At 69.9% G+C, this 15752-nt stretch carries 8 protein-coding genes (1 of these 8 cut by a window edge); 3 read left to right on the top strand and 5 right to left on the bottom strand.

Features of this window, described 5'->3' with window-relative positions; genetic code table 11:
- The first annotated feature begins 42 nt into the window (after positions 1-42).
- Positions 43-1383, top strand: a complete 1341-nt coding sequence (locus INQ48_31305; GenBank protein QRF62053.1) for a DUF3100 domain-containing protein — start codon at positions 43-45, stop codon at positions 1381-1383.
- A gap of 18 nt (positions 1384-1401) precedes the next feature.
- Here INQ48_31305 and INQ48_31300 read toward each other — a convergent pair whose 3' ends face one another.
- The 5 genes from INQ48_31300 to INQ48_31280 all read right to left on the bottom strand — a co-directional run bounded on the left by INQ48_31300 (position 1402) and on the right by INQ48_31280 (position 4810).
- Positions 1402-1782 (bottom strand): 5-carboxymethyl-2-hydroxymuconate Delta-isomerase, encoded by a 381-nt coding sequence (locus INQ48_31300; GenBank protein ID QRF62052.1) that lies wholly within the window; start codon positions 1780-1782, stop codon positions 1402-1404.
- A 108-nt stretch (positions 1783-1890) separates the two neighbouring features.
- Positions 1891-2205 (bottom strand): muconolactone Delta-isomerase family protein, encoded by a 315-nt coding sequence (locus INQ48_31295; protein ID QRF62051.1) that lies wholly within the window; start codon positions 2203-2205, stop codon positions 1891-1893.
- A 5-nt stretch (positions 2206-2210) separates the two neighbouring features.
- Entirely contained in the window at positions 2211-3179 is a 969-nt protein-coding gene (locus INQ48_31290; protein ID QRF62050.1) for a tripartite tricarboxylate transporter substrate binding protein, read from the bottom strand.
- 1 nt (position 3180) lies between these two features.
- The gene (locus INQ48_31285; protein ID QRF62049.1) at positions 3181-3828 is read right to left on the bottom strand and encodes an isochorismatase family protein; all 648 of its coding nucleotides are present in this window, start codon (positions 3826-3828) and stop codon (positions 3181-3183) included.
- A 19-nt stretch (positions 3829-3847) separates the two neighbouring features.
- Positions 3848-4810, bottom strand: coding sequence for a tripartite tricarboxylate transporter substrate binding protein (locus tag INQ48_31280; GenBank protein QRF62048.1), 963 nt, complete (start codon positions 4808-4810; stop codon positions 3848-3850).
- A 188-nt stretch (positions 4811-4998) separates the two neighbouring features.
- On the opposite strand from INQ48_31280, the gene INQ48_31275 reads away from it, so the two are divergent.
- Both INQ48_31275 and INQ48_31270 read left to right on the top strand, forming a co-directional pair.
- Positions 4999-5895: a LysR family transcriptional regulator gene (locus tag INQ48_31275; protein ID QRF62047.1), complete on the top strand. Its 897-nt coding sequence runs from the start codon at positions 4999-5001 to the stop codon at positions 5893-5895.
- Positions 5896-6610: 715 nt separating this feature from the next.
- Positions 6611-15752 carry the 5' portion of a tandem-95 repeat protein gene (locus tag INQ48_31270; GenBank protein QRF62046.1) on the top strand. It continues 39578 nt past the right edge of the window, so only the first 9142 of its 48720 coding nucleotides appear in the window; it begins with the start codon at positions 6611-6613; the stop codon falls past the right edge of the window.

Genomic DNA, 15752 nt, shown 5'->3' with positions numbered 1-15752 from the left:
CCCCTGCGGGACCCCGTTCCCCTTCATTCAACGAAAGCCTCCATGTCCGTGCCTGCCGTGTCCTCGATGGACGCACCCGCCGTCAAGCTGTCCACCGCCTGCAGGATGTGGATCGCCGCCTTGGCCATCGTGATCGTCGCCGAGCTCATCGGCAGTTTCAGCATCGCGGTCGGTCCCGCGAGGATCGTGCTGCTGCCGCTGCTGTGGGCGCTGCTCATGGGCGCGGCGCTCGGCCTCCTCGCGCGCCGCCTGCCGGCCGCGGCGCGCATCGATCTCGACGCGCAGCACCTCGCGGCCGCGATCCTGCAGCCCGCGCTGCTGCTGTTCATCGCCAAGCTCGGGCTGCTGGTCGGCGGCTCGCTGCCGAAGATCGCCGCGACCGGCTTCGGGCTGGTGTTCCAGGAGTTCGGCCACTTCCTCGGCACGGCCGTGTTCGGGCTGCCGGTGGCGCTGCTGCTGGGCATCAAGCGCCAGGCCATCGGCGCCACCTTCTCGGTGGGCCGCGAACCGAGCCTGGCGATCATCGGCGAGCGCTTCGGCATGAACTCGCCCGAGGGCCATGGCGTGCTGGCCGAGTACCTCACGGGCAGCGTGTTCGGCACCGTCTTCATCGCGCTGCTGGCCGGCCTGCTGGCCAGCAGCGGCGTCTTCCATCCGCTGGCGCTCGCCATGGGCGCGGGCGTCGGCTCGGGCAGCATGATGGCGGCGGCGGCGGGCTCCATCGCCGCGCAGCAGACGCCCGAGATGGCCAGGGAGGTGGCCGCGTTCGCCGGCGCGAGCAACCTCATCACGACCACCATCGGCACCTACTTCACGCTGTACCTGTCGCTGCCGTTCACCATCTGGGCCTACCGGCACCTGGAACCGCTGATCGGGCGGCGCACCGTCGCCAGCATCGACGAGCCCGTCGAGGCCGTGGCCGAGAGCCGGCCGTTTCGCCTCGGCTTCGGCATGCTGGCGCTGGTGTGGCTGCTGGTGGGAGCGATCGGCGTCTGCGCCAACCGGCTGGGCTTCGGCACGCCGGTCGACCTGCGGGTGCTCGGGGGCATGGGATTGATCGTCGCGGCGGTGGCGGTCGGATATGCCCTGTACCTGCTCACGCGGCGCCGGGTCCCGGCCGTGATCTGGGTCTCGGTGGTGGGCATGTTCCTGACCTCGCCGGCGTTCCCCGCAGCGGCGCTGGTGGCGGACCTGACCGGCAGCGTCAACTTCCTCGCGCTCGCCACCCCGATCATTACCTTCGCGGGGCTGTCGATCGCGAAGGACGTGCCGGCCTTCCGCCGGCTCGGCTGGCGCATCGTGGTGACGTCGTTCGCGGCAAATGCCGGCACCTTTCTCGGCGCCACGCTGATCGCGCAGTTCTTCATGCATCCGCACGCCTGAACGCGCGCGGGCGACGCTTCATCCGGCGGTGCTTCGCGCGCCGCCCAGGACCGCCTTCGCGTAGCTGTCGCGCTCGATGTCCACGATCTCCACCGACACCTGGAGCTGCAGCGCCGGTTCGGCCGGAAGGGCGGCCCGCAACGTCTCGAGCACCAGCCGCGACAACTGCCGCTTCGCCTCGGCCGGGCGGCCGGACAGGATCAGCAGCTGCGCGGCCACGAAGCCGCGCGCCTCGGGCGCGGTGCCGATCTCGAAGGTGTCGACGGCATGGGCCCGGCTCTTGATGTCGGCCTCCTCGAAATGGCCCGAGGCGGCCAGTGCCGCATTGACGGCACGCAAGGCCGCGTGCGCCTCAAAGCCGGGGATGTTGCGGGTGTGTTCGACGATCAGGTGGGGCATGGCAATCGCAAGGGTGGCTGTGGACGGTGGACGGACGGCGAGGCGGCACCTTGGCACGCCTCGCGGGGGCCGCGATTATGCAAACGCAGGCCTCGCATTCGTGCGCGCTCAGGAAAGCCCCGGCACCGGCTGCGCGTCGACGCGGCAGAGCCCGCCCAGGTGATGCCGGGCGAGCGGCGTGGCCTCGATCTCCAGGTGGGCGAACAGCGGCAACCGGCCCACGGCGTCGTGCAGCGCCTGCGCATTCTCGAACTGCCAGAGGCTCAGGTTGGAGCGCGTGCCTGCAATGCGCCAGATGCCCAGCAACGTGCCCCGCGCGGCGAGTCGGCCGACCTCTTCGTCGTGGCGGCGGCGCAGCTCGGCGGCCTGCGCGTCGCCGAGGCCCGGGGCCGGCACGTACTTCACCTTCAGCATGAACAGCATCGGCGCTACTCCGGCTGGATGTTGGCGGCGCGCGCGACCCGGGTCGCCATCTCCACGTCGGCGCGCACGCGCGCGGCGAAGGCCTGCGGTTCGTCGCCGACCGGCTGCGCGCCCATGGCCTCGAAGCGCGCCGCCACCTCGCGCTCGCGCAGCACCGCGGCCACGTCCTGCCGAAGGCGCGCTGCCAGCGCCGGTGGCGTGCCCCGCGGCGCGAACAGGCCGAACCAGGACTCGGCCTCGAAGCCCGGCACGGCCGCGGCGGCGAGCGCGGTTGCCTGCGGTGCGAGCGGCGACGGCGCGCGGGTGGCCACGCCCAGCAGGCGCAAGCGCCCCGCGGCCACCTGCGCCTGCACCGAGCTCAGCGCCGAGAAGGCCACCGGCACATGCCCGGCGACGAGGTCGTTCATGAGGGCGCCGGCGCCCTTGAACGGCACGCTCTGCAGCCGCGTGCCGGCCGCCAGGTTGAACTGGTGCCCGGCCAGCAGCGCGCGCGATTCGGCGGTGCCGAAGGACAGCGCCGCGGGCTTCTCGCGCGCGAGCGCGAGAAAGGCCTGGATGTCGCGGGCCGGTACCTCCGGATGCACCACCAGGGCGAAGGGCGCCGTGCTGATCATGGTGACCGCCACCAGGTCCTGCAGCGTGTCGTAGGGCAACTTCGGATAGATGCCGGGGTTCACCGCCAGCGCTGCCGAGTTGACCAGCAGCGTGTGGCCATCGGGCGCGCTCCTGGCCACGTGGTCCGATCCGATGATCGTGTTCGCGCCCGGCTTGTAGTCGACGATCACGGGCTGCTTCCACAGCTCGGACAGCCTGTCGGAGAGCGCGCGCGAATTCTTGTCCGCGCTGCCGCCGGGCGCGGCCGGCACGACGAGACGTACGGGGCGCGACGGAAACGGCGCGGCCTGAGCGAAAGCCAGGGGCGAGAGCGCCAGGCCGCAGCCCGCGACCAGCGATGCGCGACGAAGAGGGTTCATCTCAGGCTCCATGCTGAAGGGAGGAAGGGGCGCGCGCGATGAACTCCAGCGTCCGCGCCTTCGAAACGACATCGCCGTACTTGCTGTCGATGTCGAACAGGTTCGCCTCGTGCGGATCGGGATGGCGGTCGCCGACGGCTTCGCGCACCACCATCACGTTGAAGCCGTGCTGCACGCCGTCGACCGCGGTGGCGCGCACGCAGCCGCTGGTGGAGCAGCCGGTGACCAGCAGGGTGTCGACGCGCAGCGCGAACAGGGTGCTCGCGAGGCTGGTTCCGAAGAAGGCGCTCGCGTACTGCTTCTGGAGCACGATCTCGTCGGCCAGCGGCACGACCGCGTCGCAGAACTCGTTGAAGGGCCGCGACTTGAAGCATTCGAGCACCGGCGACTTGCGGTACCAGGCGCCCGCGTCGGCGAAGCTCTTCGACTGGTGCACGATGGTCGTGTGGAGAACCGGCATGCCGGCCGCGCGCGCGGCGCGCAGCAGCTCGGCACCGTGGTCCACCGCGCTCACCACGCCCTCGGCGTAGAGCGGCGAACCCGGCAGCGTGTAGGCCTTGACGAAATCGATCAGCAGCAGCGCGCCGCGCTGGCCGAAGCCGATCCGGTGGCCCCAGACGCCCTGGTAGTTGTCGTGTGCGCTCGGCATGGCGGCTGTGCTGGTGCGATCAGTCGACATGCGCGCCCGTCGCCTTCACGATCCGTGCCCATTGCTGGAGGTCGGTGCGGATGATCTCGGAGAAACGCGCCGTGTCCACGGTGGCGGCCTCGGCGCCCTGGGCCTTGAGCGTCTCCTGGAAGGCCTTGTCCTTGAGCAGCGCCGCCGTCTCGGTGCGCAGCTTCGCGCTCACGTCCTTCGGGGTGGCCGCCGGCGCGAAGAGGCCGTACCACGAGATGGCCGACACGCCCGGCACCGTCTCGGCGATGGTGGGTACGTTCGGCAGCAGCGGCGAACGCGCGGGCGAGGCGACGGCGATCAGCCGCAACTTGCCCGCGTTGACGAAGGACATCACGCTGGGCCAACTGGTGAAGGTGACGGAGACCTGGCCCGAGACGAGGTCGGTGTTGGCCGCCGAGGCGCCGCGGTAGGGCACGTGCACCATGTCCACGCCCGCGGCCGACTTGAACATCTCGCCGAGCAGGTGGTCGAGGCTGCCGTTGCCGGCCGAGGCCATGTGGAGCGCGCCGGGCTGGCTGCGCGCCAGGGTCACGAGCTCCTGCACCGTCTTCACGGGCAGCGCGGGATTGACCACCAGCACGTAGGGCGCGGTGGCGACCATGCCGATGGGCTCGAAGTCCTTCAGCGGATCGAAGGGCACCGCCTTGTACAGGAAGGGACTGATGGTGTAGCTGCTGCCCACCGTCAGCAGCAGGGTGTAGCCGTCGGGCGTGCCGCGCGCCACGTAGCCGGTGCCGATGTTGCCGCCCGCGCCCGCGCGGTTGTCGACGATGAACGACTGGCCGAGCCGGGCGCCGATCGCATGCGAGAAGGGCCGCGCGATGGCGTCGTTGGCGCCGCCCGCGCCATGCGGCACCACGATGCTCACGGGCCGGGAAGGGTAGGGCTGCGCGAGCGCCGGCAGCGCGCTCGCGCACAGCATCGCCGCGGCGAATTTCATCCATCGGGTCATCGTCTGCTTTCCGTCATGTCTTGGGGTTTTGCGGGAATCGGACACGCGCCGTCTTGTGGTGGGCGGGTCCTGCGGCCGAATTGCTTCGGTGGCGCCATGGTCGCGAGCGCGATCCATAGCGTCCAATACAGAGTTGAGAACTACCTATACTGACTTCGAATAGATGGCCGCCTCGCGCGCCGCCGCCCATGGAACTTCGCCAACTCCGCTACTTCGCCGCCATCGCCGCCGAGCGCAGCTTCACCAAGGCGGCGGAAAAGCTCCACATCTCGCAGCCGCCGCTGAGCCAGCAGATGAGCAACCTCGAGCAGGAGCTCGGCGTGCGGCTGCTGGTGCGCACCAGCCGCAGCGTGGAGCTCAGCGAGGCGGGCCGGGTGTTCCTGCCGCACGTGCTGACGGTGCTCGAGCGGCTCGAGGAAGGGCGCGCGCAGCTGGCGCGGGTGGCGCGCGGGCTCGAGGGCCGCGTCACGGTGGGCCTCACGGGATCGCATTTCCTCGGACCGCTGCCGCGCTTCATCCAGGCCTTCCGCCAGCAGCGCCCGCGCGTGGAGGTGGTGCTGCTCGAGATGGCGCCGGTCGACCAGTTCACGGCGCTCGGCGATCGCGGCATCGACCTGTGCTTCTCGCGCGGCATCCCCGACACGCCGGTCTTCGCATCCGACCTGCTGTGGCGCGACACGCCGGTGGTGGTGCTGCCGCCGGGCCATCCGCTGGCCGGGCGCGAGGGATTGCGCCTGGCCGAGCTGCGCGACGAGGATTTCGTCTTCTTCCGCCTCGGCTCCTCGCTGTTCGTCGATGCGATCCACGGCGCCTGCATCTTCGCGCGCTTCGAGCCGCGCATCGTGCAGCAGGTGGTGGAGGTCAGCGCGGTGCTCAACCTCGTGGCCGCGGGGCTGGGGGTGTCGGTGGTGCCGGGGTCGATCGCGGCGCAGCGCGCGGAATCGGTCGCGATCTGTCCGCTGGTGGAGGAGCCGCAGGCGCCGCGGATCTCGGCCGACGTCTTCCTGGTGCGCCGCAAGGACGAGGAGCGCGCCGCGGTGCTGGCGCTGGCGGACGCCTTGCGCGATTGGGCCGCACGCCGCTGAAGCCGCGGACGGCGGCGCCGCGCGAGGCCTTTAGGCCTCCAGGCAATGCGCAAGTTCTCATGCCCTTCATGCTGCGCCGCCGCAGTGGCATGCCCACGCTCTGGAATTCCGTGGGGGCATCCGACATCCCGCTCATTCTTGTGTAACGGTGCCTCGGCCCCCGGCCACGCCGATCGTGCGGACACTGGCGTCACTTTCCATTACATGTCGTGGTCAGCTTCCCCTCAGCCATCGCTGCGCGCGGACGCGAGCCACCAGGGGGCCGCGGCCGTTATCTCTCGCAACAGCCTGCAACCACGCAAGAACTGACCCGTCGACGAGAAAAACAGTCCAGTCGCGACCTGCACTGCCTAGTGCAGAAATGCCGCCCCGTCTATCGCCGGATGGCGCACTTTCAAATTTAACAAATTGTTAAGAACTGTCTTTCCAAGCCTCGCGACGCCCTCTTAAATGCGCGTCTTCGACCGGCTGGCGCGGGCCTTCGCCCGCGCGCATCGCTTCAAACCTTCTGTAGGTGTTTGGAATGACAAGTCCGATTCGTGCCATTCGCATGCCTTCGCCGCAGTCCCCGCGGCGTGCCTGCTGCAGGAACACGACGCGACGCCGGCCCGAACCGCCGCCGGTGGCCACCCGCCGCCCGGCATTCAGCTTCCTCGCCCCGGCGCCGCACCTCGCGTGCGCGCGCCGCGCCACTCCCTCCAGCCCGATCTGAACCATGGCCAGAAAGACTCCCCGTCCCGGCAAGCGTTCCGTGCGCCCCGCGCCGCCGGCACCGTCCGATTCGCGCTTCGGCCTGCGGGCCATGGCGCTCGAGGCGCGCTACATGTTCGATGCGGCGGCCGTCGCCACCGGCGCGGAAGTGCTGGCGCAGCAGGCCGCCACCCAGCAGGCCGAGGCGGCGCTCGCCGACGCGGCGCGGCAGGCCGATCACGCGCCGCCGCCCGCGGCCGTGCCGCCGGGCCACGAGGCACCGGCGGGCGAGGCGCCCGCGGTGGGCTCGGCCGCGCCCAACGAACCGGCCGGCGGCCGCACCGCCGAGCTGCATGCCGACACCGGCCCCGCGCACGCGGGTGGCGCGCCCTGGGGCGACGCGGGGCACGGCGCCAGCCTGGCCGATGCGCTGGCGGGCATGCAGGCGCCGCAGGAGCGCGGCGGCGCGCAGATCGTCTTCATCGACGGCGGCGTGGAGAACGCCGCCACGTTGCTAGCGGGCATCGATCCCTCGGCCGAGGTGGTGTTCCTCGACCGCAACAGCGACGGCCTGGCGCAGATCGAGCAGGCGCTGCGCGGGCGCACCGACATCGGCGCGATCCACATCCTCTCGCACGGCGACCCGGGCGAGATCCGGCTGGGCAATGCGGTCTACGACAACGCGGCGCTGTCCGAGCGCGCGGCCGACCTCGCGGCCATCGGCGCGGCGCTGGGCGCGGACGGCGACATCCTGCTCTACGGCTGCGAGACCGCCGAGGGGGTGGTCGGCCAGCAGTTCGCCCACAACCTGGCCCGCCTCACCGGAGCCGACGTGGCGGCCTCCGACGACGTGACCGGCGCGGCGCGGCTGGGCGGCGACTGGAACCTCGAATACCGCGTCGGCCAGGTCGACACCGCGCTGGCGGTGGACGAGCGCACGCAGGCCCTGTTCGACGGCACGCTCGACGCGGTGGCCAACAACGGCGCCGGCGCGGTGCTCGGCGTCTACGGCCGCGACATCGTGAGCATCGACGTCGCCACCGGCCGCGCCACCGTCATCACCTCGGTGCCCAACTCGGTCGGCGGCGTGCAGGTCGGCGGCACGCCCAACGCGCTGTCGCTCAACGCGGCGGCCGGGCTCATCTACTACTTCGACGGCGCCTCCACCAGCTCGCGCGCGCTGTTCGCCTATGACTACATCAACAACACCCACATCCTGATCGACGCCGACATCACCGATGCCGGCAGCGTGGTGGTGGCCGGCTCGCAGGGCGTGAGCGGCGGCGGCGCGGCCTTCGCCAACGGCACCATGTACCTGGGCGTGGAGAACGTGACCGGCGCCAACAGCGCCGACCGCATCTACCGGCTCAACTTCGCGTCGGACGGCCGCAGCATCACCGGCACCTCGGTGCTGGTCAGCGCGGTCTCGGGCGGCACCGACTGGGGCGACCTCGCGATCGACACCGCCAACAACGCGCTGATCAGCGTGGGCAGCAACGACAACAACGGCCGCTCGTTCGTGCGCTACGACCTCACGAGCGGCGCGCAGCTCACCAACGTGAGCTATTCGGCCAGCTCGATCCAGCTCGCGACCGCGTCCAACGGCAACCTCTATGCGTTGGGCGGCACCTCGATCCAGAACATCAACCCGCTGACCGGCGCGGTGATCTCCACGCTGAGCGTGACCACCGACGGCTCGACCACCATCGGCGGCTCGGTGGCCGACGGCGCGGGCGCGGTGCCGGCCACCGGCGTGATCGGCGACCGCGTCTTCGACGACAACAACGGCGACGGCGCCTTCGGCAGCGGCGACAGCGGCATCGGCAACGTCACGGTGCAGCTGGTGGACGACGTCAACGGCAACGGCGTGGCCGACACCGGCGAGCGCGTGCTGGCCACCGACACCACCGATGCCGGCGGCAACTACCGCTTCACCGGCGTGCTGCCCGGCGCCTACGTGGTGCGCGTGACCGACACCAACAACGTGCTGGGCGGCAGCGCGCCGCTCAACGGCGCCGTGGCGCGCGCCGTCTCGCTGGCCACCATCGGCGCGAGCGACCTGACGCTGGACTTCGCCTATGCGAAGAACCCGCCGATCATCGACCTGAACTCCAACATCCCGACCACCGACGTGGCGGTCAACGGCGGCTTCACCGGCGGCGGCACGGGCTGGACCTCGAGCGGCTCGACCACCTTCAGCAACGACCGCGCGCAGTGGACCTCGGACGTCACCAACGGCGCGCTCACGCAGTCGGGCTACACCGGCCTGCAGTTCGGCCCCGGCATCAACGGCGCGGCGCAGGTGGTGTTCGGCTTCAGCTGGAACAACAACGGCCTGCTGGGCATCGGCGATTCCAACGTCTCGGGCGTGTTCACCATCAGCGTGGGCGGCGTGGTCTACGCCACCATCACCACCGGCCGCTCGGGCTCGAACATCGCGACCGTCGAGTACTTCAACGGCGCCTCCGGTCCCAACAGCACCATCGCCGTCAGCACGCAGGGCAGCTTCAGCTTCACCGACGTCACCATCAACCTGCCGAGCTCGGTGGCCAACAACGGCGCGCTGACCTTCAACTACGCGCCGGGCGGCGCGCTGCTGGTGGCGGCCGACGACGTGGCGATCGACAACGTGCGCGTGCTGACCTACACCGACGCCACGCCGGGACGCGACTGGAGCGGCACCTTCACCGAGGACGGCACGGCGGTGTCGATCGCGAACCCGGCCGTCACCATTGTCGACAGCGACTCGGCCAACATGCTGTCGGCGCAGATCGTGCTGACCAACGGCCAGGCCGGCGACCTGATGCGCATCGGCGGCACCGCGCTCGCGAACGGCTCCACCGGCACCGTCAACGGCGTGACCTACACGGTGAGCGTGGCGGGCGGCGTCACCACCATCAACCTCAGCGGCTCGGCCACCAAGGCGGTCTATGCCAGCCTGATCCAGTCGATCACCTTCGAGAACACCAGCCAGAACCCCAGCGGATCGCCGGTGCGCGACATCACGGTGACCGTGAGCGACGGCGCGTTCAACTCGAACACGGCCCACACGCTGATCACCGTGGTGCCGGTCAACGACGCGCCGGTGCTCGCCACCGGCTCGACCGTGAGCTACACCGAGAACGGCGCGGGCACCGCGGTCAACGGCGCGATCACCGTCGCCGACGTGGACAACACCACGCTGGCCAGCGCCACGGTGGCGATCACCGGCGGTTTCGTCTCGGGCCAGGACGTGCTGGCCTTCACCAACGTGCCCGCCACCATGGGCAACATCGCGGCCAGCTACAACGCCGCCACCGGCGTGCTCACGCTGAGCTCGGCCGGCAACACCGCCACGCTGGCCCAGTGGCAGGCGGCGCTGCGCGCGGTGCAGTACGCGAACAGCAGCGACAACCCCTCGACCGCGGCGCGCACGGTGAGCTTCACCGTCAACGACAGCGCGGCCAACTCGAACACCGTGGCCTCGACGGTCAACGTGATCGCGGTCAACGACGCGCCCACGCTCAGCACCGGCTCGACGCTCAACTACACCGAGAACGGCGCGGCCGCCGCGATCAACGGCGCCATCGTCGTCGCCGACCTCGACAACACCACGCTGGCGAGCGCCACGGTGGCGATCAGCGGCAACTTCGTGGCCGGCCAGGACGTGCTGGCCTTCACCAACGTGCCCGCCACCATGGGCAACATCACGGCCAGCTACAACGCCGCCACCGGCGTGCTCACGCTGAGCTCGGCCGGCAACACGGCCACCGTGGCCCAGTGGCAGGCCGCGCTGCGCGCGGTGCAGTATTCCAACACCTCGGAGGACCCCTCGTCGCTGGTGCGCACCGTGAGCTACACGGTCAACGACTCGGCCGCCAACTCCAACACCGTGAGCTCGACGATCAACGTCGCGCCGGTCAACGATGCGCCGGTCAACACGCTGCCGGCGGGCTTCACCACCAACGAGGACGCCACCGTCGGCCTGACCGGCCTGCAGGTCAGCGACGTGGATGCGGGCAGCGGCAATGTGCGCGTCACCCTGAGCGTGCCCAGCGGCGCGCTGACCGCGACGGCCGGCAGCGGCGTCACGGTCACCGGCAGCGGCACCGGCACGCTGGTGCTCGAGGGCTCGCTGACGAGCATCAACGCCTACCTGGCCAGCGCCGCGCGTCCCAACTACGTGCCGGCCGCCAACGCCAATGGCAGCGTGACGCTGACCATGACCACGAGCGACCTGGGCAACACCGGCTCGGGCGGCGCGCTCACCGACATCGACACCTCCACCATCACGATCAATTCGGTGGCCGACGCGCCGTCGGGCACCGACCGCACGGTCACGTTCAACGAGGACGGTACGTACACCTTCTCCGCCGCCGACTTCCCGGTCACCGACGCCAACGACAGCCCGCCCAACACCTTGCAGTCGGTGATCATCACCACGCTGCCGCCGGCTTCGCAGGGCGTGCTGCGCCTCAATGGCGTGGCGGTCACTGCCGGGCAGAGCATCCCGGTAGGCAGCCTCGGCCTGCTGACCTTCACGCCCGCGGCCAACATCAACGGCAACGGCCTGGGCAGCTTCACCTTCCAGGTGGTCGACAACGGCAGCACCGCCAACGGCGGCCAGAACACCGACCCGACACCGAATACCTTCAGCTTCAACATCACGGCGGTCAACGACGCGCCCGTGGGCAGCCCCGACACCAACACCATCGCCGAGGACACGAACGCCACCGGCAACGTGCTGACCAACGACAGCGACGTGGATGGCGACACGCTGAGCGTGACGCAGTTCGTGGTCAACGGCAGCACCTACACGGCGGGCCAGACGGCCAACATCGCCGGTGTCGGCACGCTGGTGATCAACGCCAACGGCAGCTACACCTTCACGCCCGCGGCCAACTACAACGGTTCGCCGCCGGTCGTGACCTACACCGTGAGCGACGGCGCGGCCACGGCGACGTCGACGCTGACCCTGACGGTCACGGCCGTCAACGATGCGCCGGTCAACACGCTGCCCGCGAACTTCACGACCAACGAGGACACCACGGTCGGTTTGACCGGGCTGCAGGTCAGCGACGTGGATGCCGGCACGGGCAATGTGCGCGTCACCCTCAGCGTGCCCACCGGCGCGCTGACCGCGACGACCGGCAGCGGCGTCACGGTCACCGGCAGCGGCACCGGCACGCTGGTGCTCGAGGGCTCGCTCGCGAGCATCAATGCCTACCTGGCCAGCGCTTCGCGTCCCAGCTACGTGCCCGTGGCCAATGCCAGCGGCAGTGTGACGTTGACGATGACCACGAGCGACCTCGGCAACACCGGCTCGGGCGGCGCGCTGACCGACGTCGACACCGCCACCATCACGATCAATTCGGTGGCCGACGCGCCCTCGGGCGCCGATCGGACGGTCACGCTCAACGAGGACGGCACCTACACCTTCTCCGCCGCCGACTTCCCGATCACCGACGCCAACGACAGCCCGCCCAACACACTGCAGTCGGTGATCATCACCACGCTGCCGCCGGCTTCGCAGGGCGTGCTGCGCCTCAACGGCGTGGCGGTCACGGCGGGTCAGAGCATCCCGGTGGGCAGCCTCGGCCTGCTGACCTTCACGCCCGCGGCCAACATCAACGGCAACGGCCTGGGCAGCTTCACCTTCCAGGTGGTCGACAACGGCAGCACTGCCAACGGCGGCGTGAACACCGACCCGACGCCGAATACCTTCAGCTTCAACATCACGGCCGTCAACGACGCGCCCGTCGGCAGCCCCGACACCAACACTGTCGCCGAGGACACGACCGCCACCGGCAATGTGCTGACCAACGACAGCGACGTGGATGGAGACACGCTGAGCGTGACGCAGTTCGTGGTCAACGGCACGACCTACACGGCGGGGCAGACGGCCACCCTCGCTGGCGTCGGCACGCTGACCATCGCGGCCAACGGCGCCTATACCTTCACACCGGCCGCCAACTACAACGGCTCGCCGCCGGTCGTGACCTACACCGTGAGCGACGGCACGGCCACCGCGACTTCGACACTGACCTTGACGGTCACGGCCGTCAACGATGCGCCCGTCAACACGCTGCCCGCGAACTTCACGACCAATGAAGACACCACGGTCGGTTTGACCGGGCTGCAGGTCAGCGACGTGGATGCCGGCACGGGCAATGTGCGCGTGACGCTCAGCGTGCCCACCGGCGCGCTGACCGCAACGGCCGGTTCGGGCGTCACGGTCACCGGCAGCGGGTCGGGCACGCTGGTGCTCGAGGGCTCGCAGGCCGCCATCAACGCCTACCTCGCAAGCGCTTCTCGGCCCAACTACGTGCCCGTGGCCAACGCCAGCGGCAGCGTGACGCTGACCATGACCACGAGCGACCTGGGCTACACCGGCTCGGGCGGCGCGCTCACCGACATCGACACCGCGACCATCACGATCAACTCGGTGGCCGATGCCCCCTCGGGCAGCGACCGCACGGTCACGTTCAACGAGGACGGTACCTATACCTTCTCGGCCGCCGACTTCCCGATCACCGACGCCAACGACAGCCCGCCCAACACGCTGCAGTCGGTGATCATCACCACGCTGCCGCCGGCTTCGCAGGGCGTGTTGCGCCTCAATGGCGTGGCGGTCACGGCCGGGCAGAGCATCCCGGTGGGCAGCCTGGGCCTGCTGACCTTCACGCCCGCGGCCAACATCAACGGCAACGGCCTGGGCAGCTTCACCTTCCAGGTGGTGGACAGCGGCAGCACCGCCAACGGCGGCCTGAACACCGACCCCACGCCGAATACCTTCAGCTTCAACATCACGGCGGTCAACGACACACCGGTCGCGAGCAACGACACGCTCGCCGCGACCGAGGACACGCCGCTGACCATTCCCGCGGCCACGCTGCTGGGCAACGACACCGATGCCGATGGCGACACGCTGACCATCACCAGCGTGCAGGGTGCCGTCAACGGCACGGTGAGCCTGGTCGGCGGCAATGTCGTGTTCACGCCCGCTGCCAACTTCAACGGCGCCGCGAGCTTCACCTACACGGTGAGCGACGGCAACGGCGGCACCTCGACCGCGACCGTCACGGTCAATGTCGCGGCCGTCAACGATGCGCCGGTGGCCACGAACGACGTGGCGAGCACGCCGATCAACACGCCGCTGGCCAACATCCCGGTGCTCGCGAACGACACCGACGTCGACGGCGATGCGCTCACGGTCACCAGTGCCACGCTCGCGAACCCGGCGCAGGGCACGGTCACGGTCAATCCGAACGGCACGCTGAACTTCACGCCCGCCAGCAACGTGACGGGCACGGTGGTCATCAACTACACCGTGAGCGACGGCAACGGCGGCACCGCCAGCGCGACGCTCACCGTCAACGTCGGCTCGAACACGCCGCCGAACAGCGCCAACGCCGTGGTCGCGGGCACCGAGGACACGACGGTCACGCTGGCGCAGTCGAACTTCTTCTTCAGCGACGCCGATGCCGGCCAGAGCCTCGCGGCCGTGCGCATCGACACGCTGCCGGTCAATGGGACGCTGCGGCTCAACGGCGTGCCGGTGACCGCGGGCCAGGTGATCAGCGTGGCCGACATCGCGAGCGGCGCGCTGAGCTTCGTGCCGGCCGCCAACGGCAACGGCGCGACCTACGCGAGCTTCAACTTCTCGGTGCAGGACAGCGCGGGCGCCTTCGACACCACGCCGAACACCATCACCTTCAACATCGCCGCGGTCAACGACGCGCCGCAGGCGAATGCCGACAGCAACACCATCGCCGAGGACACGACCGCCACCGGCAACGTGCTGACCAACGACAGCGATGTGGACGGCGACACGCTGAGCGTGACCCAGTTCGTGGTCAACGGCACCACCTACACGGCCGGCCAGACCGCCACCCTCGCGGGCGTGGGCACGCTGACCATCGCGGCCAACGGCGCCTACACCTTCTCGCCGGCCGCCAACTACAACGGTCCGGTGCCGGTGGTGACCTACACCGTGAGCGACGGCAGCGCGAGCGCCACCGCCACGCTGACGCTGAACGTGACGCCGGTCGACGATCCCTTCACCGACGCCAACGAGAACGTCAGCGTGAACGAGGACACGACGCTGACCGGCTCCGTGCTGACCGGCACCACCAGCGTCGACGGCCCGGTGACCGTGACCGGCTTCAGCATCGCCGGCGACGCCACCGCCTACAGCGCGGGCCAGACCGCCAACATCGCGGGCGTGGGCACGCTGACGATCAACGCCAACGGCAGCTACACCTTCACGCCGGCGCCCAACTACAACGGGCCGGTGCCCGTCGTCACCTACACGATGACCGACGGCTCGAGCGGCGATACCTCGACGCTCACGATCACGGTCAACCCGGTCGACGATCCGTTCACCGATGCCGACGAAACCGTCAGCACCAACGAGGACACGGTGCTGACCGGTTCGGTGCTGACCGGAACCTCCAGCGTCGATGGCCCGGTCACGGTCACGGGCTTCAGCATCGCGGGCATCGCCGGCAGCTTCACCGCGGGCCAGACCGCGAACATCGCCGGCGTCGGCACGCTGGTGATCAACGCCAATGGCGCGTACACCTTCACGCCGGCCGCGAACTACAACGGTCCGGTGCCCGTCGTCACCTACACGATGACCGATGGTTCGAGCGGCGATACCTCGACGCTCACGATCACCGTCACTCCGGTCGATGACCCGTTCACCGATGCCGACGAAACCGTCAGCACCAACGAGGACACGGTGCTGACCGGTTCGGTCCTCACCGGAACCTCCAGCGTCGACGGGCCGGTCACGGTCACCGGCTTCAGCGTCGCGGGCATCGCGGGCAGTTTCACGGCAGGGCAGACCGCGAACGTCGCGGGTATCGGCACGCTGGTGATCAATGCCAACGGTAGCTACACCTTCACCCCGGCCGCCAACTACAACGGCCCGGTCCCCGTCGTCACCTACACGATGACCGACGGCTCGAGCGGCGACACCTCGACGCTCACCATCTCGGTGACACCGGTCGACGACCCGTTCACCGACGACAACGAGACCGTCAGCACCAACGAGGACGCGGTGCTGACCGGTTCGGTGCTCACGGGCACGACCAGCGTCGATGGGCCGGTCACGGTCACCGGCTTCAGCGTTGCCGGCATCGCCGGCAGCTTCACGGCAGGGCAGACCGCGAACATCGCGGGCA

It is taken from the genome of Variovorax paradoxus, from assembly GCA_016806145.1.
Taxonomy (GTDB): Bacteria; Pseudomonadota; Gammaproteobacteria; order Burkholderiales; family Burkholderiaceae_C; genus Variovorax.
Note: the sequence above shows the minus strand (reverse complement) of the source record. Positions and strands in the feature narration are given on the sequence as shown.